Here is a 19909-nt window from a genome sequence, read left to right as displayed (position 1 = left end):
TCACCCCCTGCTCTTCATGTGCCAAGCGAGCGCCGCCGCGGTCTGATCAGCGCTCGCGCTGCCCGCGTTCCAGTTCTCAATATGCACTGCCGGCCCCCAACCGCCGCCGGACAACGTGGCGTTGGGGGAGCTGCCCGAGGTGGCGAACTGCGGGGAGGGCACCGATACGAGGTTGCGCATTGTGCGATCGACGGCAGAACTGCCGGCCTTGATGCCCTCGACGACACCGGCCGGGATGAAGCGGCCGATCTGATCGCGCATGACCCGCGACGGTGAATGGATGCCGAGTGCCTTAGCGATGGGGCCAGGAATCATGTTCTTCGCCCAGCCCATCAGGGTTGAGCGAAGCCACGGACCCATGTTCTGAATTCCGTTCCACAGGCCCCGTACGAGATCCTCGCCCTTTCCGTAGAGCATGGATCCGAAATTGCCGAAGTAGCCGACAATCTGCCCTGGCAGTCCGCGGACGTAGGCAAGCATGGCGCCCGCCTTTTGGGCGGTGCCTGATCGGATGGCGTCCCAATGGCTGATGATCAACCCGGGGAGTGTCCAGTTCAGGAAGAAGTCGACGATGCGGCCGGGTATCCCCTTGATCCAGTCGACGACGGCCGTCCAGACGCGGGCAGTGCCGGACCGGATGGATTCCCAATGGCTGATGATGATGCCTACGAGTGTGAAATTAAGGAACAGGTCAACGAGGAATTGGCCGACGCCCTTAATCTTGTTCCATACCCAATCCCAGGCGGCGGACGTCGCCGAGACGATCTTGTCCCAGTTGGCGACGATCAGCACGACCAGGCCCACGACCGCGGCGATGATCAGTGGGATAGGCCCCATGGCGAGCAGCCACGCAGCAGCCATGCGCAGGCCCTGAATTGTTGCCTGCGTGCCCATGAGTACCCATGCGCCGACCACGCGCAGCGCGGCGCCAGCGGCAGCGGCGCCCTGTACCGCCCAACCGCCGATAATCAGCGAATTTACGGCCAGGAACCGCGCTCCGGCCGCGATGCCGGCCGTGCCCTGCGTGATCCAGCCTGTCACCACCGCGACCGTGGTCGCCCCAGCTTGAGTGGCCAGCTCCAAGAGGGTGGGGAGCATGACGAGCGTGATCACTCCGGCGGCGACGCTTAGCGCAGTGGAGTGCTCTTGAATGAAGTTCTTTGTGGAGCTGTATGCCTTTCCAAGTCCGCCTGCCCCAACCCAGTCCGCCAGTTTCTCGACGATAGGAATTACCTTGCCGCCGATCAAGTTCACGGCCTTCTGTTCAAGGGCTCGCTTAAACACTTCGATCTTCGTCGACGCGTTGTCACGCATGGCGTCACCAGCTTTATCGGTGGCGCCTTTCACCTTTCCTAGTGCTTCAACGGCATGCGCAGGGTCAAGGGCGTAGATCGCTTGCTGCATGTCCTCGAATTTGGTGCCGAAGAGGCCGAGTGCGATCTGTGATTTCTTTGCCGGATCCTGGACGCCTCGGAGTTTAGTGATGACTTCCTCGAATGCTTTCCCTGCCGCTGGTCCGCCCTTCTGGAAAACCTCCTGCATTTTCTCGCCGGAAAGGCTGAGATCCTCGTAAGCCTTCTTGGTGGTGTCATCCATCCCCTGCGCCTTCAGGGTGAACTCTTTAAGCGCGTCGGCGACTACGTCGGCATCGCGGGCGCCGCCCTTCAAGCCTTGAGACAGAAGCCCCATCGAGGTCTGAGCGTCTAGCCCTAGTTGCCTGAATTCGGTGGGATATTCGGAGAAAGTATCGAGAAGATCCTCGGCCGCATTGGTGCCGGTCTGCGTGCCCCGTACGAGCACATCCATGGCTTCGTCAGCGGATTTCGCGAGGCCGTTTTTCATCATCGTGCCGACGGCGCGCGAGACCTTACTGACGTCCTCGCCCATGACTGACGCGGTATCGGCGACCTTCCGGCCCATCGTCTGAATCTGGGACTGCGTCGCCTCTGGCGGCAGCAGCCCATTTTGTGCAATGCCTTTGAGGACTTCTGCGCCGTCCTCGACCGAGTCGACGATCGCGCCCGAATACAGTGCGCCCGCGGCCTTGCCGTACTGGGCAGCCACGGGGCCGCTGGAGCCGAGCTGCGCGCGCAGTTTCCCCTCGACCTTGCCCTGCTCCATGGCCTGATTGATGCCGCCCATGAGGGCGGCACCGATCCCGATACCGACCACGGCCGCGCCCAGCTTCGACAGACCGGATCGGAGCGCGTTGGATGCGCGCTCGCCCCCGCGCTGGGCGCCCTCAGCGACACCGTCGCCGAGCTCCTGGCCGGCCTGCCGCCCGGCACTGTCCGCGGCGGCGGCGACCTGGCTACCGCCCGCCTGAACGGCGGCGCGCGAGCGGGCCATGCCCTCTCCCACTCCGGAGTCATCGACGCGGACAGTTGCGGCGAGCTCGCCCACCTGGAGCGCCACTGCTCATCACCTCCGGGTGGTCATGCCGCCCTTCGGGGCGGGGGAGTCGGGCGGGGGTGTGAGCACGCGTGCGAGCCGCGATTCAGCAGAGAGAAGGGCGAGGATGCGCAGTCGCAGCCACCGCCAGGAGCGCGAGCGCAGCAGGCGCTCGTCGCCGAGATCGATGCCGTAGACCTCGTGCAGATCCGCCTCGACGAGCGGCCACTCGGAGAGGATCTGCGCCCAGGTCAGTGCCGGCGCTGCTTGCCCTTGGCGCGGGGCGGTGCCGGGCGGGTACTCGTACCACTCGTAGAGCCCCGAGACCTCGTCGTACTCGCCGCGGCCGATGGGTTGCTGCGGCGCGCTGCTCGGTTCGGGGCCACCCGAGAAGGGTCGCCGGCCGTGTTCCAGAACTTCTCTGCCGCGGCCTTGTCCTGCGAGATCCACACCATGGCGGTAAGGGCGCTGTGCTTGAGTGCGGGCCAGGGAACGCCATCGGCGACCATCTCGCCGTGCGCGGAGCCGAGGACGTCCGCGTACAGGTCGCGCTCGGCAGCGTCGGCGAGGATCTGCTCGTCTGCCCGTCCGCCGTCCGCGGCAACAGCGGCCGCGTGCACGATGGCTTGTACCCGCAGCCCGACCTCGGCGGACGGGGCAGGTACCCGGTACACGCGGCCGGCGATCGGCAGGTGCAGGGCCTCGTCGAGCAGCTCGTCGAGAGCCTCGAATGCCATCAGCTACCACCCCCGGCAGGCTTCGGCGGTGTGGCCGGCGCCGGGTTGGCAATCGGCTTCAGCGGCCCGGAACCAGTAAGCGTGATCTTGATGGTGTCAACCTCGTCGGGCCCGCCACCATCGGGCTCCCACGTCACCAGGGCAACGCCCTCGTACGCCTCGTCGGCGCCGGTCCGGTCGTAGTAGCGGACGTTCACATAGGACGCGGCACCGAACGACAAGGAAGCCTTGCGGACGAATTCCTGAGTCGGGTTGAAAGCGCCGGTCACAGGGTGCGCGCGGTGCGCGATCGTCGTCTCGATCGACCACGCGAGCATGGTCACAGCCTGCTCGGACCACCCCTCGGCGTCGTAGGTGGTCACGTCCTGCTGCGTCGGCTCGATCTTCGGGGCGAACTCGGTAATGCCGGGGAGCAGCGACCACGCGGGGGTACCGGTGTTGCTGGTGTTGATCTCCAGCCGGTACCGGCGCGCGAGCGCGGTCACGGTCTCGGCCGGCGGCGTCGGGGTGGCCAATGCGCCTCCTATTCAAGGTGTGGGGCCCGGCGGTGTGCGCGGGCGTAGTAGTTGCTGGTCCGCTCCATGCGGCCGGAGGAGTCGGCGCCGATCGGGGCCCCCGAAGCGCGGGTGATGAGCTGCACGCGCACGGAACCGAACAGGTGGGGGCCGGAGGCATGAACGAGCTCGTACACGGCGTCGTCGAGGGCGTCGACCTCGCGCGGGTCAGCCCCGGCGCGGGTGCGCACCTGCACGCCAGTCGTCGTGTCGGTGAGCACGGGCGAGTCGGCGACGGCATAGGCCGAGAGACAGATCGCGCGGTCGGGGGCCGGCGGCATGACGGCGACGGTGATCGCGGTCTCGCCCGGGAGGTACACGCCCTCGGGCCGGTAGGTGCCGACGCCCTGCTCGTGCAGGAGTCGGGCGAGACCGTCCAGGAGATCAGTCGTGTACGACATCAGCCACCCAGCGCGCGCCGGACCTGCGCCGTGATCAGCGCCTGCACCTCGCCGGATACCTCTGGCAGCACGGATTCGAGGTACTTCGCGGACCGGCCAGGGCTGTGCCGGGCGGTCATGTCCTCGTGCACGCGGCGCGCGTACGGGGTGTCGTAGGAAACCGCGGCCGTCATCGACTGCTCGTCGACGGAGACGGCACCGGAGCGTTCGAGGGTGCCTTCGGCGATCGGAACGCGCTGTCTGCTCGCGGCGAGCACATGCTCGGCGCCGAGCAGCAGCCCCCGAGCAGCAGCTCGGTGCATGAGCTCGGTTGCGGCGGCGCCGTTCCACTGGATCCGTACGGACTGACTCACTCGCAGCTCACCTCCGTACAGGCGGGTACCGGCAGGCCCGGGGCGGTGTGGTGGTTGACGGTGATCGCCGTGGTGGTGCGACCGTCGGGCAGGGTGATCTTCGATCCGGGTGGGCAGTCCAGCGTCGGCCCCGCTATCACGGTCGCGGTGGCGGTGACCTGTCGGCCGTCCGCGGCGCGGACGAGCCGCGGGGAGGAGTCGACGAGCGCCGGCACGTCCGGGATGACGTGCCGGTACTGCGCGCCGTACGCTCCCTCGCCCGCGTACGGCTCGACGGTGATCCGGTGGCGCAGCAGGGCCGGCGGGACGCGGGTCACCATGCGTAGATCCGTCCGGGCGACAGGCCGGCACGGCGCAGGGCGCGGTCGGCGCGCGGGGCGAGCTCGACGCCGGACGAGCCGGCGCTGCGCCCGGTGCGGCCGGACAGGCTCACGGGGCCGATCGAGACCGAGTCCCATGTGCCGCTCGCGCCCGTCCCGTCGTCGCCGGTGGCGAGCTGGTACTCGACCTGCGCGCACGTCGCGTCGGCGAGGGCCTGCGCGATCCGCGGGTCGAGCGGGTCGCCGTCCTCGTCTACGGGATAGATCGCGGTCAGCAGCGCACTGTCGATGTCCTCCGACGCCCTACTGATCAGCCGCTCGGCATCCGACGGGGCCGGCGTGCCAAGCCATGTGGAGAGCTGCTCCGGGGTCGAGTAAGGGCGGCGCACGCGATCACCCCGCGACGGCCGGCTGCACCTTGATCCCGCGCCAGACAGCCGCGCTCTTGGTCGCCTTGAGGACGACGGCGACGGGGCCGAGCTCGACCTCGCCTCGCTTGACGGCGCCGGCGGTCGAAAAGTCGGGCAGCCACTGACGAACGATCTGTCCACCCATGGCCGAGACGCCGTGGAAGGCATCAAGGCCGAGGCGGACGGCGTAGAGATCACTTGCGCCGGTCTTGCTGTCGATGCCGATCACGGGATCGGCAGTGCCGGCCTTGGCGCCCAGGTCAATGAAGGGGATGCCGTTGTACGACTCGACGGTCTGCCCGAAGCTGTTTTCCGTGCGGCTGTAGTAGCCGGCCCGGCGCGCCAGGCTGCGGACGCGGGCAATCGTCTTCTTGTTGCCGAGCAGAGCCGAAGGGGTGCCGTCGAGCAGGCCGAGGAACTCATCGAGGGAGTCGAGCGCGTTGTGCGCGGCGGCCTGATCGGCGGGCGCGGACCAGTCAGCCGGCGCCTTGAACTCGGTCGAACTGCCGGCGAGGATCTTCGACAGCCCCTCGAAACCGGTCGCTGTCGACGTGTTCTTGGTGCCGTTGATGACCTGGTCGGAGAAGAACGCCGTGGCCGACTTGATTGTCTGGCCCATCTGAAACGCGACCTCGGCGGTCGCGGCGGGGCCAAGATTGGCGAGAACCCGGTCGATCTCAAAGGCGCCGCCCAACACCGTCAGGTCGACCGTCGCGCGGGCGCGCTTGGCCTGCTCGGTGCCGTACTCGGTCCCAAGCTGACGGAAGCTCGCGCCGCGCTCGGTGACGAGACGGGTGTATCCGTAAGTCAGGGTGGCGCCGCCGCCGGCCGGGTTCACGACGTCGTCGAACGTCATGTTGTCCAGTAGCCATGAGCTCTTGCTGAATTCGTCGATCACCTGGACGTCGACATCGTCCTGTGTGTTCAGTTTGGCGTCGGCAAGGGTGATTGCCATGGGTGGTGCTCCTAGGGGTTAGGCGCCAAGCCGGGCGGCGATGGCGTCGCGGAGGTTGGCCGGCCTGGCAGGCGCGGCCGGCGCGCCGGTGAACTCCGCGCCGCCCCGCGCGGGGCCGGCCGGAACGGCGCGGTACAGGTCGGGGTCGCCGTCGACAGCGGCCGTGATCGCTGCGGCGAGCTGCTCACCGAACTTCGCGTCGGCCGGGTCGAGGGCGGCGAGACCGTCGACGAAAACGCGGCTGTTCAGCAGCCGGTCGGCGCGGGCGCCCTGCTCGGCGGCGGCCTTGTAGGCGGCGAGCTCTACCTGCGCGGTGCGCAGTTGCGCGGCGGCGTCGGCGAGCTGTCGGTCGCGCTCGGCGACCGCGGCGGCGAGCGCGTTCGGGTCCTGCTCGCCGTCCTTGGCATCCGGGTTCAGCGCCTTGTTCACCGCGTCGAGCGCGGCCTGTAGCTGCGTGGCGCGCTCAGCCTCGGCGCTCGCGCGCTGCTGCGCGTCGACGAGCTGCTGCTCGATGGCTGAGTCGGGCACCGAAGGAACGGCGGCCGGGGCCGCCGGGGTAGTGGATTCCGGGGCTGACGGAGTGGGATCGGTACCTACTGCCGCGGGGGCGGCGGGGGTCTCGGACATGCGGAAAGGGGCCCTCCGGGCTCGTGTGCGGGCATGAAAAAGGCCCGCCGAGGGCGGGCCGTGAAGAGAGGGAAGGGGGCCGCGCGAGCTTGCGACCCCGTTCGGCTCACCCCCGCACCGTGCGGGGCGGAGGTCGGTTACTAATGGGCGGCGCGGCCCCGGTGGTCCCGGCCGATTTCGAGTCGGCGGTGCTCCTGGTGAGCGGCGGGACCTGCGGGCGGTGGCGGAGTCTTCCCGCCTGCCGCTACTGGGGGTTGGCCTCGTTAAGGAGAGGGCGGGCGGCGGCGTACCCGCGCAGCCACGCGGAGCGCAGCAGGTTCCCGGCCGGGTAGGGGCACGCGGTCGGTCGATCGCCGGCGGCGCCCGCGCGGCGTCCGTCCTGCATGGCCTGGACGATGTCGACCCGCGCACCCATCCCGTGAACCCTCCGTAGATCAGAGCTTGTTGTCGTGGTCAGTGCGGCGGGCGCGGGCGGTGTCCGCAGCGCTGCTCCGTATGCCGGTGACCTGCTCCGTGTACTCCGCAAGCGTAGTGCGCGGGTGAACCTGCCACCACCGCTTGAGCTCTTCCGAAGCACGGGCATAGGCGACGTGCGCCGGCCCGGTGAACAGAGTGATCGGGTCGACGCCGGCAGCGTCGGCCTCGCGGGACAGCAGCACCCCGCGCAGCTCATCCTCAGCAGCGAGGTAGGACGCGTACACGTGCTCGCGGTACATCTCCCGCACCTGCTCGCGGGTGTAGGCGGTGCGCTGCGCCTGCTGCTCGGCCTCGCGCTCGGCGACCCAACGCTCGGCCGAGGACATACCCGCGTACGGATCGTCGGGCAGGTTGTCGGCCAGGTGCGCCCAGTCGTCGGGGCCGCCGGCCGGGCCGAGGACCTCGTCGAGGGCGGCGCGGTCGGCGAGCTGTCCCTCGATGGTGTGCGCCCCGGCCGCCTTCGGCATCGGGGCCGGCGGGTACCGGCGGTCGAGCTCTTCGGCGATCCGCAGCGCGTCGTCGTCCCTGGCGTACCGGATCGCCCACCCGAGGACGTCGTCGCCGACGCCAGAGAGATCCGCGGCCAGCCGACCGCCGGGGAACACGCTGCCGAGCAACTGCCGACGGTGCGCCTCGGCATCCAGGGCAGCGCGCTCGGTGTCGCCGGCGCGGGGCGCGCGGTTGGCGAGCTCGCGCTCGGAAAGGCCGATCAGGTCGCGGCGGGCGCCAGGCAGGGCGGCGTCGATGTCGCGTCGGTCCATCTCGGCCATGACGCGCAGCATGTCGTCGTCGCCCAGGTGGCCGGAGGCGCGTGCGAGCTCGTCGTCGGAGAAGACGGCCAAGTTGTCGGCCAGACGGCCGGCGGGGCGCACGCGGTCGAGCAGCACCTGCTCGTCGCGCCGGTCGGCCTCGGAGCCGATCCGGTCCCGGTCACGCCGGTCGAGGACGTCCGAGCGGACGGCGGCGCCGAGCTGCTCGTCGCTCATCTCGCGCAGGGTGCGCGCGTCGCCGGAGCGCACGCGCGCAGCCTCGACCGCATCCGACCCCGGGCCACTCGGTGTGCCGGTCCGCCCAGCCGTACCACGGGCCGGCGGGAGGTTGCCGCCGCCGATCTGCTCGCGCTCGCGGCGCCGGATGAGCTCGGGATGCGCGGCCAGGTGCTCGCGCTGCTTCTTCTGCCACGCGCGCACCTTGGCCTCGGCCACCTTCTTCGCGTCCGGGTCGGTCGCGGCGGCGGCACGGTTCTTCCACTTGCGGATGCCACGCTCGATCGCCCGCTGTCGCTGGCTCGCTTCGTAGCCGTCGGGGTCGGTGGAGTGCTCGACGGGCTCGCGGGTGACACCGGGCAAGTAGGCGGCGACCGAGTGTCTGCAATTGGGGTGCTGGAACCCGCGGGTACGCGCTTCGTCGAGCGATCCGGCGATGTCCACACGCACGGTGCGGCCGTCCTCGACGGCGTGCTCGACGTCCACCTCGCGCGCCCCCGACGGGCCGTCGATCGACAGCACTTTGCCCTCGAACGGCTTACAGAGTGGGCACTCGTGGGGGGCGTTGGAGACGATCACGAGGTTGAGGCCAGCAGCGCGCAGACGGTCGGTGTGTCCCTCGACCGCGGCGCGCCCGACGCTGGTGCGGGTGGCCATCTCGGCATACGAGGTCATCGACCACGACCGGCCGGCCCGGTCCACGAACGTCTTCAACCCGCGGTCGGCAAACCGTTCCATGGCGCGCTGCGTGGCCTGCCGCCGGGTGTCGACGCCGAGCAGGGGCGTTGCGGACACCTCGGCGATCACCTGCCGGTAGCCGTCCTCCACGCCGCGCAGAATGCCGCGGTGGGTGGCCTTGACGAGATCGATCGTCTCCTGCGCGAGGCGGTCCACGGCACGGCCGGCGGGCGTGCTCTCGGCGATCCGGCGGGCGTCGCCGTCGTCCAGGGCGCCGAGCTCGGCCAGACCCGACCGGGCACCGACGTTGTACGCCTCGGCGACCGCGTCGAATACCTCGGTCTGCATGGCCGTGCCGAGGGCGTCGACGACGCCCTGCGCTCCACGGCGTAGCGCCTGGATATCCCGCAGCTTGGCCGTGGCCCAACCGGGCGCCTCGGCGCCGTCGGCGAGCTGTCGCGCGACGATGCCGAGCAGCCGTTGCTCGGCATCCGCGTACAGGGCCAGGACGCCGGCCGAGAGGTCCTCGACCATGCCCGGATGGATTGGCACCGCGGCCCCCTTCTCAGGTCAGACGAGGGTGCCGGCCTGCATCGGGTCGGGCACTGCCGCGCCGGTCTCGGTGAGGATGCGCGCGACCTCTTCCTGCACGGTCGACTCGGTCCACTCGGGGTGGAGCATGCGCACCTTGGTGTCGACGCTGACGGCCTGTGCCTGCTGGAGCAGGGAGAGAGTCTGCGCGAGAGTGGTCGCGTCTTCACTCACGGAGTCCCCGAACACGGTCTGTGGCCGTTCCGGGGTGATGGACGGGGTGAACATCTGCTGATCGAGAAGAAGCATGACGTGCAGCATCTCGGCGACAGGCGGTGCCCAGTACCGCGACTTCCGGCCCCGAGTCGTCATGCTCTTGCGCTCACGGGCCTTGACCTCGGTCGCGGTGGCGGCGACCTGGTCGCCGATGCCGAACGTTTGCGCGCTGTACCCGGCAGACAGTACCGCTTGCCGGGTGGCTGCCTCGGCCGTCCGTTCGTGCTCCTCGACCCTGATCGCAAACTGCGACAGGGTGATCCCGCCGGCCTCGGTCGGCGGGATGTTCAGCAGCTGCCAAATTTCCCGGTCGTCATCGAACGAGGCGCCGCGGCCAGGGCCGTGATCGCGTAGGTAGCCGTCCGGGACGATCAGTCGGGCACGGGCGAGGCGTAGGTCGCGAATCCACGAGGTCCATGTCGTGTCGAGCGCGTCGAACAGGTCATACAGCGGCACGCCGTAGTCGGAGAGTCCGAGGTGCGAGCCGCGGTGGCGCCGGTTCGGGCGGATGTTGGGGACGTAGGCGGCAGTCAAGCGGTCGATGCCGGTCTCGATCGTGTCCCCCTCGGGACCGAGCGAGGCGGCGAGCGGAGCGACCTCGGGGTGCTCGGTCAGCGGTACCCGTTCGCCGAGGCGGTCCGTCGACCCCTGGTAGAGCGCGTGCACGATGCGGCCTCGCTCATGCCGCTCCAAGTGGCGCCATACAGCGGCAGTGTCCGAAGGAAGCTCATGCCAGAACGTCACGGCCCGAAGCAGGCCGAATTGGATCTCAGGCACGGCACAGTCGGCATGCACGACGGTCAGCAGGGGCCGGTCGACCAGCTCCCGATCCCACGTGACGCGCAGGTACACGCCGCCCAGCGCGGCGCACACCTCGGCCGCCTCAAGCAACGTATTCGCGACTCCTGCGGCCTCGGTGAGCTCGTCGAGCCGGTCCTGCGTTGTGCTGTCGGTGACGGTGAAGGTCGGCGGTTCGCTGAACAACAGGTCGGCGGACGTGCTCGCGATATCGCCGGCGAGGGGGATGTGCAGGCGGGCGTCGCGCTTCCCGGGCTGCGAGGGCCGTCGGCCCCACAGACGGGGGCGCCCGTCCCCACGGGTGGTGTTGTTGCGGTAGACGGCGGCGAGCTTGTCGTGATCCCCGGAGTACCAAGCATCGTCGATACGCAGCTCGGCATGCGTCCGGGCGAGGTGCGGCGGGGGCCAGGGGGCGCCGTTCTCAGGCAAGGACACGAGTCACCTCCTGCCGACGTCGTCGTGCGCGGTCCTGCGCTGTGGCACGGCACCGCCGACACTTGCGGGTGCCGTTGGGCGCTACGTAGGTGTTGGCGGCGTCGAATGCGTGCCCGCGGCAGCAGTGGGTTTGGCGGGCGCGGTGGGCTGCGGAACTGATGCCGCGCCGCACGTTGATCCGCTGGGTTACTGCTTCGAGGTGATCAGGCCGGACGCAGTCGCGCCGGCGGCACAGGTGGTCGATCACGAGGCCGTCGGGTATCTCCCCGTGCGCGAGCTCGTATGCGACCCGGTGCGCAGTTCGGACCCGTTTCCCGACCCTGAACTGCCCGTAGCCGTTGGGCTTGACCGAGCCGGTCCATGTCCAGCAACCGGCAGTCCGGGTCACCTTGTCGAGGAACCGGTCGGGCCAATCGGAACGCATAGGTGCCCCCTTGCGCATGCAGACCCGCGGCGCCCCTCCCCGGGGCGGCCGGGGCGGTGGTGATGTGGTTACGCGGCCTGCGTGAGCAGGTGGCGCCATTCGTGGGCGGTGCTGTGGACCGCGTAGCGCAGGGCGTCGAGCGAGTGATCGCCGATCTTCACGGGCCGGTCTTCACCGCGGGCCGCCGCAGCGTCGTCCCAGACGTACGAGGGGAACTCTTGGAGCAGGCCGGCACACGAGCGGTGGACGAGCAGGGCACCCGCTTCGAGGGCGTTCGACACGGACCGGATGCCGTCAAGCACGCTGTTATCGCCACGCGCGATGTTCGGGTGCCCATCCGCCCAAAGCTGCGTGCTGAAGCTTGCGGCCGAGGGGTCAACGAACGTCCACTCGGGCTGGACGTCGTTCCGCTCACTCAGCCACTCGCGGACGGCTCGGCTGTACTGCGCATCGGTCATCTGCCGGTGCGCGGCACGGGAGTCGTGACGCCACTCGCTCACCGCGTACAGGCGGCCGTCGACGCCGAGGCCGAGCAGCACTGCGGCGAAGGGGTTCACCGTGCCGTAGTCCACACCCACCCAGGTCCGGAGCAGCTCTGGCACGTCGTTGACGACGTGCCGCTGCTCGTCCCACATGGAGTAGATCGAGCCCTCGGCGACGACCCACTCGCCGGCGATCATCCGCCGGCGCCAAAGCCCGGTGTATTCCGCCGACAGGGCGGCGACATACGCCTCACTCAAGCTCGGGTTATCGGCGAGCTTGAAGTGCCATTGGGCGAGGTCGAGCTCGTCGGCCCGGTCGAGATACTGCGCTTTGAGCCAGTGGGCCGGCGAGTCCGGGTTCGTCGTACAGAGCAGTCTCGCCCCGGGCACGGACAGGCGGGCGAGTAGCTGTACGAAGAACGGTTCCGGGACGAGCGTCGTCTCGTCGATGTACGCCAGTGAGGCGGTGGCGCCGCGCAGCCTGCCCTCGGCTCGCGCGTCCGAGGCGCCGATCAGATGGACCGTGCGGCCCATGATGCTGGCGACGGTGGCGCCGCGGGTGTGCCGGATCTCCGAGGTGACGTCCGAGCCGAACAGCCCGGGATCTTGCAGCGGCTCGATGATGTTGCGCTCGATCGTTTGCAGCGAACGGCCGCACAGCAGGATCAGGCCCGTTGCCGGCGCGCGCCGGACGGACAGAAGGAAAGCGAGCAGGCTCGCGATGGTCTTGCCTGAGCGAACGCTGCCGTGCCAGACGGAAACGCGGGCGCTGAACGACTCCCGGATCGAGCGCAGTTGCTTGTCAGACAGGGGGAGGGGCGAGGCCACTACACCCCCTTGTCATCACCTCCGGCCGGCCCGAGCAGGGCGTCGGCGAGGCGGTCGAGCATCGAGCCACCGGCGCTACCGGTCCCGCTCTGGCGAGCGAGTTCGGAGACGCGGGCGTGCACCTCGGTCAGGGCGCGCGCGGCGGTGGCGCGGTCGCGAGCGTCGCGAGCGGAGTCGGCGCCGACGGTCTGCTCGACCTGGCGCAGAGCGGCGTCGAGGGAGTCCTCGGCAAGCTGCTCGCGGCGTGCGGCAGCATCGGCGCGCCGCGCCTCGGTCGCTGCTGCGACCCGGGCGCCGCCGGAGAAGGCGAGCCCTTCCTGCGCGGCGATCTTCGAGATGGTCGCAGCGCTGCGCCCGGTCTCCCGGGCGATGGCGTTGCGGGTCTTGCCCTCGGCGTGGAGCCGGCGAACCTCTGCGCGGTCCCGGTCGGTGATCGGCTCGGCCACGCGCTCACCTCCCGGGGGAACGGCGAACGCCCCGTCGCCGAGGGGGGCGACGGGGCGTTCGGGTGAGGGGGTCAGAGTTTCCGGGCACGCCGGAGGCACGACCAACATTAGGTCACAGATCGATAACGGCGCAAGTCTGTTCGGCCGCGGGTCCGGGATAGGCTGTCTGCGCCCACATCCGCGGGCGGGGGTTGCTCCCGCTTGCGCCTAGGGCGAGGGCCCGTCATGCGGTGGAGACGCAGGGCGGGCCCGCTCTACTTCTTCGGCTGCTCGGCGGCCTTGTGCTCGCGCAGGAAGCGGCTCACGTACGAAGCGGACAGGCCCAGATCGGCCGCGATGTGATTCGCGGGCCGCCCCTTGGCATCCTCCTCAAGGATCACCCGCGGCGTAGCAGCCTCGGCCACCTTGTACGCCGCACGGATCCGCGCCACCTCGGCGAGTGTCAGGTGCTCGGCCGCCTCGGCGTCTACGACGTCGGCGCCTGCCACCTGGCGGGCCCCCTCCCGGCGGACGGCGACCGCGGTCGCGTGTGCACGCTCGGCCGCCTTGTGCTTCCTGAGAACAGCGAGGATGTCCCGCGCGAGCGGATCGTCTTTCAGGCTCGCCTCGATCTCCTCGCGCGCCTGCTGGGTCTTGTCGTCTCGCGTGGCCATGGGGCTTCCTTGGGTGAAGAGGGCCCGCCCCGGCCAGTCCGAGGCGGGCGGCGGTCATCAGGCGAAGAGGGCGCCCTGCTCGTCGGCGAGGCCGGCGAGGGTCTGCTGCCCCTCAATGATCCACTCGTCGCGCCACGTACCCGCGGCGTCCTCGACGACCGGCTGCTCGTCGGCGGCGAGCAGGGTGTCGGGCAGATCGCCGAGCGTGCCGAGCTGCTCAGCCATGGCGGCAGGCTCGGCCGTGCGGAACGCGTCGGGGGCATCCGGTACCTCGACGTCGAGCTGCTCGCCGAGTGCCGCGAAGCGCTTCGTGATCAGGTCAGGGGTCACGGCCGAGAAGGCGTCGAGGCCCTCGGCGACGCGAGTGCAGTTCTTGCACACCCGCTTGCCGGTCGCGACCTGCTCGCCGAGACCCTTGCCGCAGTAGCCGCGGGACTCACCGGGAATCAGCAGGTGCCCCACACCGCCCTTGGCGCCCGCGGCGAGGCGCAACTCGCGCTCGACCGGACCGGCCACGAACACGGCGTGCGCCCGCTCGCACTGCTGGCACATGCGAGCTTCGCTCTCGGTGCGCCAGAGGTTCGCCGCGCTGGTGCCGCACAGCATGACCGGCGCGCCGTCGACGCTGCGGGCGCCGTAGTGCGGGGTACCGGCGCTCATGACGGCGTACTTGGTGATCTGCATGGGGGTTGCTCCCGTGCTCGTTGGGTGCCGGGTGGAGACCGGCGAGAACGAGATCAGCATACGCCGACATGAACTAGGTTCACAAGAAGGTGTGTGAACCTAGTTCATGCGGGTGTCGGGCCTACTGGAAGAGCAGCCCCTGCTCGACCCCGTCGCCGAGATCGAACAACGCCCCCTCCGTCACCCGCCGCTCGGCCGCCATCCAGCCGCTACGCCACGTACCGCCCGCCTCCGGGGCCTCCTCGACCTCGACCTCGCCCTCGGGCTCCTCAGCCTGCTCGGTCGGCACTGCGTTGCACTCCTCGCACTCGTCGAGCGTCTGCTCGTCGTGCTCCGGGCACATCCGGTGCCAGGAGTGCAGCGGCTCCTCGGCAGGCTCCTCCTCCGCATTCAGGCGTGCGCACTCGTTCGCCGCGTCGACCAAGCAATCGTCGGAGTACACGCACCCCTCGTCGGACCACACGCCACCCCGGACCCCCGGCGCCCGCCCATCGCACGCCGCGACCGGGTTACCGCTCACGTCCGGACGGGGAGACGTGCCGTGCTGGCAGGCCAGGGCGGGGGCCGGCTGCTGCGCCCGGCGCCGCGCCCGCAGCGCGCGCCCGGCCTCCTGGCATGCTGCGTCGGCCTGGTGCGGGGTCTCGCCCGTGCTGTCCTCGGCCGGGCGCCATGCGAACACGCAGGTGCGGCTCTTCGGCTCGACGCGCCAACCGGCGTCGAGGAACTTCTGCCGCAGGATCTTCAACTCGACGGCGTGCGGCTCACCTCGAAACGTGTCCTGTCCGCCCTCGATCCAGTACGCGGCGACGCGCCCCCGTCCGCGGGGCACGACCATGTATCCCCGCACGCTGGTGTCGACCTCGTCGGCGCGGTCGGTGGTGTCGGTGTGGTCGGCCAGGGTGGCGGGCTTGAGCGGACGCAGGACGGCACGGGCGGCGATGGCGTCGGGGTGCGTGGCGTGGCGGGGCCAACTCCCTTCGGTGGTCCCGGCATGCTTGACGACAACGCCCTCGACGACGCGCCGCTCGACCTCGGCGACCGGCTGCTGCTCGGCCTCGACCTCGGTCGGCGCCTGCTCGACGTCCGCGGGCGTCAGCTCGGACACCCACAGGCGGCGGCGGGTGAACCCGCCCTCACGCCGGATCGTGGCGCGCACCTTCGGCAGGGCCTCGGCCGCCTGGGTCATGTCCTCGGCCGTAGCCCCCTCGACCCGAGCGATCTCGACACCGGCGCGGTTAGTGATCGTCCAGGTGTCGGAGGGCTCATCCCGCTTGGGCTGCTCCTGGTCCTCAGCGACGGGGGCCTCGACGGTGGGCGCCTGCTCGCGGATGGGGGTGGACTTCGTGCAGTGTCGGAAGCGCTCGGGGGTTGCCCCGGCCGCGAGTGCCTCGGCCTCGGCGAGGTTGTCGAACGTGCCAACGAGGGTCGAGGCGAGGCGGCACGTGCAGTTGGTGTGAACGTAGGCCAGCAGGCGAGTTCGGCCGCCGCCCGGTGCGCGGTGGGCGCGAATGGCGACCCGTACGACGTTGGCCTCGGTGTTCTGCTCCATGGGGGTTGCTCCCATTGCTAGTTGGGTGCCGGGTGGAGACCGGCGGTGCGTGATCGACTCTATGCCGACATGAACTAGGTTCACAAGAGAATGGGTGAACCTAGTTCATGTTCAGGGTGTGATCCGCGCCACCAACGCCCGCGCAAGGGCGGGTGGTTGGCGGATCGGGCGTGGGGCCGCCCGGGTGGGGCGGCCCCGGCGGGTGGCTAGGCGAGGTGTGCGGCTCGGATGATCACGAGCCGGGCGTCGGCGTGGTGGGGGTCGCAGGTGTCCCAAGGGTTGTCGTTCCCCAGGTTCACGACCGGCCCCTCGTCGTTGGCGGCGAGGTAGCAGACGCCGCAGCCGCACGTCGGGTCGTACGGCATCGGTGCGGCCCGGTAGTAGTCGTTGAAGTAGTCGACCCGCCCTTGCTCGTCGACCGCGCCGAGGATCACGTCGCCCTCGGCGATGTCAGCCGCCCGGGAGGTCTCGGCGAGGGTGATGTCGAGCAGTAGCGGCGCGTGGTCCTCGTCGATCGGGTACGGAGGGATGGTGATCTGCATGGGGGTTGCTCCCTTGCTGGACGGGCGCCGGGTGGAGACCGGCGGAACGAGATCACCATAGGCCGAGATGAACCAGGTTCACAAGTGAGAGCGTGAACTGAGTTCATCTCGGCGGGTGTGACTCCCGCCACCAACTACCCGGCATGGCAACGAGGTTGGGCCTAGGCGGCGATCGGCGCCCCGACGGCCGTCCCCCCGGTGCCGAGCGCGGCGACGAGGTCGAGCAGGTCGCCCCACTCCCACACGCGCCGCCCCCAACCGTCCAACGCCACGGGCGCGGAGCAGGCCGGCCCCGTCGAGCAGGTCACGGCCGGCCCCTGCTCGGGCCCGGTGTGCAGGGTCAGCTCGCCCCCACACCAAGGGCACGGCCGGTCGGGCACCGGGGTCTCGCGCTGGTCGAGGCCGAGCTCGGCCAGCAGCCGGCCCTCGCACCACCGGGCGACGCCGCGCGCCTCACGCAGCAGCGCCTCGGACAGCGGGGCGAACGGCGCCTCGGCGAGGGTGCCGTCGAGGTCGTGCTCGGGGGTGGTGTCCTCGTCAAGCACGCGCCCCTCGACCCACGTGCACGCCCAGTGCAGCCCATAGGCCCTGCTGCCCGGCGAGGTGTCGCTGCGGTACATCCACCGGCGAGGGTCGCCGAGGGGGGCGTGCTGCTGCGCCTGGGCGGCGAGCAGGTCGGCGAGGTCGAACAGCCGGCCCTCGATGGCGAGGCCGGTGTCGAGGGCGCGCAGGTTGAGCGGGGCCGGGTGCTCGCGCAACACCAGGGGCGCCCGGGTCTCGACGAGCAGGGCGTCGTCGTCGCGCATGGTGTGCGCGAGCTGCCGCGGGGGCCACACGTCCGCCGGCGGCGTCTCGATCGCAAGCAGCAGCTCGCCCCACAGTTCACGGATGGTGCGCAGCGCCTCGACGGTCTCGCGGCGCACGATGATGGCGCTGGTCATGAGTGGTCCCCCTCGGGTGGTTCAGTGTGCGGTCGCGGCGAGTGCCTGCCGCGGGGTGATCGCGCCGGTGCACACACGACGGATCGTTTCTGCGAGGTGCCAGTCGGAGCCGCCGAGCGAGTCCCTGAGCGCGTCGGCGAGCACGGCCGCGGCGGCGAGGTGCTCGACGTACACCGCCTCGACGCCCCGGTGCCGCTCGCGCAGCTCGTCGAGCGCCTGCTGCGCCCGGTCACGGTCGGCCTCGGTCTCGACGATCGCAGCGTCGGCCGCCTCGACCCTGGCGCGCAGCCGGCTGACGGCGGCCGTCTGTCCACCGGCGGTGCGCCGTGCCCGGTCGGCGGCGGCGAGCTCGGCCTCGACAAGGACGCGCAGCAGGTCGGCCTCGGCGGGCAGCAGCCGGTCGGCGCGGGCGAGCAGGACGGCGAGGGACTCGCGGCGGCGGATACGGCCGAGCTCGCGGTCGGCTGCTCGGGTACGGCGGCTCATGAGGGGTCTCCGTTCGTCCAGGTACGGCGGGGGAACAGGCGACGGGCAAGGCCCCTATGGGTCCGGCCCTCCTCCCGCGCGCGAGGCGCGACCGGTCGCGCGGGCGGGGTGTCTGTGATGTGCCATCCCTCGGCGGCGAGGCGGTCGGCGAGGCTGGCGACAACGAGGGTCGCGAGGTGTGGGTGCACGTCGAGGTCGTCCGTGAGGTGGGCGGCGATGGCTGCGCGGGCGGCGGGCGGGATCATCGGCGGCCTCCTGCGGTGTGGCGGGCGCGTGTGGTGCGTGGTGCGGGCGGCTGGCTCATCACGTGGGAGACGTGCTCTGTGTAGGCGCGTTGCCGTAGGTCGTGGGTGTGCTCGCGCAGTTCGCGCCCGCTGGGGGCCTTGCAGGGTGAGCCCTTGCGGGCGCGGCAGGTGTGGAGCGGGCATTCGACGGTGAGCTCGGGGAAGGCTTTGCGGCGGGCGCCGAATCCCTGCTCGGCGAGCTGCTCGACGATGGCGGTCGGTATGTATGGGCGCTCGGGGGCGTCGACCGCATGGCCGACGGCGGCGGCCAGGGCGAGGACGTCACGGCGGGGGCCGGCACCTATGGCCTGTGTGATGGTGCGGGCGGGCAGGGTTCCGTCGGCGGCGGCGGTGATCTGTGCACGCCGGCGCTCGACGAACTGCGCGCCGGTCTCGCCGGGAGTGCCGTCGTAGACCGGGTGGGCGTCCCCGATGCGGGTCTCGCGGATCCGTGCACGGACCTCTCGGACGCGGGCGGGGGTGATCCACTGCTCGGTTCGGGCGTAGTGCTCGGCAACGGCGGTGCGGGTGTCGCGGTCGAGGGGGATGTCGCGCAGGGCGCGGGCCCATGCGTGGGCGTCGGCCTCGCCGATGGTGCGGCGGTCGAACGCGGCGGCCAGGGCGAGCAGCTCGGCGGCGTCTGCGGGTGTCATGCGTTCTCCTGTTCGCGGAGTCGGGCGGCGAGGGCGAGGCCGTCGTGCACGCGCTGATCGGTGGTGGAGGGCCGAGCGGTGCGGAGGGCGACGACGGTCGCGCCGGGGCCGGTCGAGGTGGGCGTGTGGGTGGGCATGGAGGGGAGGGAGCGCCAGCCGGCGAGGAAGTAGCGCGCGGAGCGGGGGCGGGTGCGGGCGGCCTGCCAGGATCCGCCGGCGTGGTCGACGAGGATCTGCACGCCGCAGCGCTCGATCAGGGCCTGTAGCAGGACCCACTCGGCGGGGGCGAGTTCCCATGAGACGGCCATGCCAGCGGCGGTCATGGCCTCGACGAGGGGGCGTACGGGTTCAGCGATCCGCGGCCCGTTGTCGGGGCTAGCTTGTTCCCTTCTACTTCCGTAGGAAGTAGAAGGGCTTGGCTTGGTGCTGGCTTGGGGGCCTGTGACGCCCTCGACGGTGTCACGGTGTGACGCACCCTCTTGACCTGCGGATCCTTCCTGAAACTGGGGTGCGTTTCGCTCGTGATTCGTCGACGATCCGGGCTCGTTTCGCTCGTGATCCGCGGCCGATTCGTCGTCGATCCGAGGGCGAATCGAGCGTGTTCGGCTCTTGGCCTTGCGCTCTGCGGCGGCAGCACGGGCGGCCTCGACCTGGGCGCGAGTGCTGTTCCGGCCACCCTCGAAAAAGTCGTGCACGATGAAGTCGCCGTCCACCGGCTGAGGGCAGCGCGAGCAGTCGTGGCCGGCTTCGTGCCACAGACCGACAGCGACGAGCTTGCGGGCCTGCGGGGCTGTGCCGTACTGCTTGACCACAACGCCCGGCACGTGCCCCTCGGTCAGATGCTGGGCCGAGTAGGCGCCGCAGCGCAGCCACAGGCCCAACGCAGCGTTACCCGCGGCGAGGAACTTCGGGTGCATGTGGCTGGAGTCGTCGATCTTGAGCCACGCCACGGGGGATGCTCCTTACGTACGCATGCGGGAGGGAGATTCGGGGGCCTCGGGGCGGCCG

23 protein-coding genes are annotated in these 19909 nt (G+C 70.5%); all 23 read right to left on the bottom strand.

Annotation, left to right across the window (positions count from 1 at the left end; all coding sequences use genetic code 11):
• Positions 1-2415 carry a phage tail tape measure protein gene (locus B7P34_RS04780; protein WP_106674515.1) on the bottom strand — a complete coding sequence of 805 codons (2415 nt, stop codon included), beginning with the start codon at positions 2413-2415 and terminating at the stop codon, positions 1-3.
• A gap of 227 nt (positions 2416-2642) precedes the next feature.
• Complete coding sequence (locus B7P34_RS04770; RefSeq protein WP_106674514.1) at positions 2643-3128, bottom strand: DUF7426 family protein; 486 nt, start codon at positions 3126-3128, stop codon at positions 2643-2645.
• Positions 3128-3643, bottom strand: a complete 516-nt coding sequence (locus B7P34_RS04765; protein WP_106674513.1) for a phage tail tube protein — start codon at positions 3641-3643, stop codon at positions 3128-3130. Before B7P34_RS04765 ends, B7P34_RS04770 begins: the two co-directional genes overlap by 1 nt.
• Positions 3644-3651: 8 nt before the next feature.
• Positions 3652-4083 (bottom strand): minor capsid protein, encoded by a 432-nt coding sequence (locus tag B7P34_RS04760; protein WP_106674512.1) that lies wholly within the window; start codon positions 4081-4083, stop codon positions 3652-3654.
• A complete protein-coding gene (locus B7P34_RS04755; RefSeq protein ID WP_189382464.1) occupies positions 4083-4436 on the bottom strand; it encodes a minor capsid protein in 354 nt (117 codons plus the stop codon). Before B7P34_RS04755 ends, B7P34_RS04760 begins: the two co-directional genes overlap by 1 nt.
• Positions 4433-4756, bottom strand: coding sequence for a hypothetical protein (locus B7P34_RS04750; protein WP_106674511.1), 324 nt, complete (start codon positions 4754-4756; stop codon positions 4433-4435). The genes B7P34_RS04755 and B7P34_RS04750 overlap by 4 nt, the downstream gene beginning before the upstream one ends.
• Positions 4750-5145 carry a hypothetical protein gene (locus B7P34_RS04745; protein ID WP_106674510.1) on the bottom strand — a complete coding sequence of 132 codons (396 nt, stop codon included), beginning with the start codon at positions 5143-5145 and terminating at the stop codon, positions 4750-4752. The genes B7P34_RS04750 and B7P34_RS04745 overlap by 7 nt, the downstream gene beginning before the upstream one ends.
• Positions 5146-5149: 4 nt before the next feature.
• Complete coding sequence (locus B7P34_RS04740; RefSeq protein ID WP_106674509.1) at positions 5150-6121, bottom strand: major capsid protein; 972 nt, start codon at positions 6119-6121, stop codon at positions 5150-5152.
• Positions 6122-6139: 18 nt separating this feature from the next.
• Positions 6140-6649: a hypothetical protein gene (locus B7P34_RS04735; RefSeq protein WP_106674508.1), complete on the bottom strand. Its 510-nt coding sequence runs from the start codon at positions 6647-6649 to the stop codon at positions 6140-6142.
• 343 nt (positions 6650-6992) lie between these two features.
• Positions 6993-7163, bottom strand: coding sequence for an Rmf/CrpP fold protein (locus tag B7P34_RS37235; RefSeq protein ID WP_189382461.1), 171 nt, complete (start codon positions 7161-7163; stop codon positions 6993-6995).
• A gap of 19 nt (positions 7164-7182) precedes the next feature.
• Positions 7183-9441 (bottom strand): phage minor capsid protein, encoded by a 2259-nt coding sequence (locus B7P34_RS04730; RefSeq protein WP_106674507.1) that lies wholly within the window; start codon positions 9439-9441, stop codon positions 7183-7185.
• Between the two features lie 18 nt (positions 9442-9459).
• The gene (locus tag B7P34_RS04725) at positions 9460-10929 is read right to left on the bottom strand and encodes a phage portal protein (protein WP_106674506.1); all 1470 of its coding nucleotides are present in this window, start codon (positions 10927-10929) and stop codon (positions 9460-9462) included.
• Positions 10916-11353 (bottom strand): HNH endonuclease signature motif containing protein, encoded by a 438-nt coding sequence (locus tag B7P34_RS39650; RefSeq protein ID WP_106674505.1) that lies wholly within the window; start codon positions 11351-11353, stop codon positions 10916-10918. The genes B7P34_RS04725 and B7P34_RS39650 overlap by 14 nt, the downstream gene beginning before the upstream one ends.
• Positions 11354-11421: 68 nt before the next feature.
• Positions 11422-12663, bottom strand: a complete 1242-nt coding sequence (locus B7P34_RS04715) for a PBSX family phage terminase large subunit (protein WP_106674504.1) — start codon at positions 12661-12663, stop codon at positions 11422-11424.
• Positions 12663-13109: a helix-turn-helix domain-containing protein gene (locus tag B7P34_RS04710; RefSeq protein ID WP_106674503.1), complete on the bottom strand. Its 447-nt coding sequence runs from the start codon at positions 13107-13109 to the stop codon at positions 12663-12665. The genes B7P34_RS04715 and B7P34_RS04710 overlap by 1 nt, the downstream gene beginning before the upstream one ends.
• 254 nt (positions 13110-13363) lie before the next feature.
• Positions 13364-13762: a hypothetical protein gene (locus B7P34_RS04705; RefSeq protein ID WP_106674502.1), complete on the bottom strand. Its 399-nt coding sequence runs from the start codon at positions 13760-13762 to the stop codon at positions 13364-13366.
• A 57-nt stretch (positions 13763-13819) separates the two neighbouring features.
• Positions 13820-14446 carry a hypothetical protein gene (locus B7P34_RS04700; protein WP_106674501.1) on the bottom strand — a complete coding sequence of 209 codons (627 nt, stop codon included), beginning with the start codon at positions 14444-14446 and terminating at the stop codon, positions 13820-13822.
• 121 nt (positions 14447-14567) lie between these two features.
• On the bottom strand, positions 14568-15995 hold the full coding sequence (locus B7P34_RS04695; protein ID WP_106674500.1) for a hypothetical protein: 1428 nt from the start codon (positions 15993-15995) through the stop codon (positions 14568-14570).
• A 206-nt stretch (positions 15996-16201) separates the two neighbouring features.
• On the bottom strand, positions 16202-16537 hold the full coding sequence (locus B7P34_RS04690) for a hypothetical protein (RefSeq protein WP_106674499.1): 336 nt from the start codon (positions 16535-16537) through the stop codon (positions 16202-16204).
• Between the two features lie 161 nt (positions 16538-16698).
• Positions 16699-17478, bottom strand: coding sequence for a hypothetical protein (locus tag B7P34_RS04685; RefSeq protein WP_106674498.1), 780 nt, complete (start codon positions 17476-17478; stop codon positions 16699-16701).
• A gap of 21 nt (positions 17479-17499) precedes the next feature.
• Positions 17500-17964, bottom strand: a complete 465-nt coding sequence (locus B7P34_RS04680) for a hypothetical protein (protein ID WP_106674497.1) — start codon at positions 17962-17964, stop codon at positions 17500-17502.
• Positions 17965-18205: 241 nt separating this feature from the next.
• Positions 18206-18901 (bottom strand): hypothetical protein, encoded by a 696-nt coding sequence (locus B7P34_RS04670; RefSeq protein ID WP_106674495.1) that lies wholly within the window; start codon positions 18899-18901, stop codon positions 18206-18208.
• The gene (locus tag B7P34_RS36640) at positions 18898-19851 is read right to left on the bottom strand and encodes a mucin-2 (RefSeq protein ID WP_146166728.1); all 954 of its coding nucleotides are present in this window, start codon (positions 19849-19851) and stop codon (positions 18898-18900) included. Before B7P34_RS36640 ends, B7P34_RS04670 begins: the two co-directional genes overlap by 4 nt.
• Positions 19852-19909: the final 58 nt, after the last annotated feature.

It is taken from the genome of Streptosporangium nondiastaticum (assembly GCF_003011965.1).
Classification (GTDB): domain Bacteria; phylum Actinomycetota; class Actinomycetes; order Streptomycetales; family Streptomycetaceae; genus Streptomyces; species Streptomyces nondiastaticus.
The sequence above is the reverse complement of the archived record's forward strand: the minus strand, read 5'-3'. Positions and strand labels throughout refer to the sequence as shown.

Bases quoted from the DNA above. Each gene is read 5' to 3' on its own strand.
- B7P34_RS04770 (WP_106674514.1), bottom strand. From the start codon at position 3,128: ATGGCATTCGAGGCTCTCGACGAGCTGCTCGACGAGGCCCTGCACCTG.
- B7P34_RS04760 (WP_106674512.1), bottom strand. From the start codon at position 4,083: ATGTCGTACACGACTGATCTCCTGGACGGTCTCGCCCGACTCCTGCAC.
- B7P34_RS04750 (WP_106674511.1), bottom strand. From the start codon at position 4,756: ATGGTGACCCGCGTCCCGCCGGCCCTGCTGCGCCACCGGATCACCGTC.
- B7P34_RS04740 (WP_106674509.1), bottom strand. From the start codon at position 6,121: ATGGCAATCACCCTTGCCGACGCCAAACTGAACACACAGGACGATGTC.
- B7P34_RS37235 (WP_189382461.1), bottom strand. From the start codon at position 7,163: ATGGGTGCGCGGGTCGACATCGTCCAGGCCATGCAGGACGGACGCCGC.
- B7P34_RS39650 (WP_106674505.1), bottom strand. From the start codon at position 11,353: ATGCGTTCCGATTGGCCCGACCGGTTCCTCGACAAGGTGACCCGGACT.
- B7P34_RS04705 (WP_106674502.1), bottom strand. From the start codon at position 13,762: ATGGCCACGCGAGACGACAAGACCCAGCAGGCGCGCGAGGAGATCGAG.
- B7P34_RS04700 (WP_106674501.1), bottom strand. From the start codon at position 14,446: ATGCAGATCACCAAGTACGCCGTCATGAGCGCCGGTACCCCGCACTAC.
- B7P34_RS04695 (WP_106674500.1), bottom strand. From the start codon at position 15,995: ATGGAGCAGAACACCGAGGCCAACGTCGTACGGGTCGCCATTCGCGCC.
- B7P34_RS04690 (WP_106674499.1), bottom strand. From the start codon at position 16,537: ATGCAGATCACCATCCCTCCGTACCCGATCGACGAGGACCACGCGCCG.
- B7P34_RS04685 (WP_106674498.1), bottom strand. From the start codon at position 17,478: ATGACCAGCGCCATCATCGTGCGCCGCGAGACCGTCGAGGCGCTGCGC.
- B7P34_RS04680 (WP_106674497.1), bottom strand. From the start codon at position 17,964: ATGAGCCGCCGTACCCGAGCAGCCGACCGCGAGCTCGGCCGTATCCGC.
- B7P34_RS04670 (WP_106674495.1), bottom strand. From the start codon at position 18,901: ATGACACCCGCAGACGCCGCCGAGCTGCTCGCCCTGGCCGCCGCGTTC.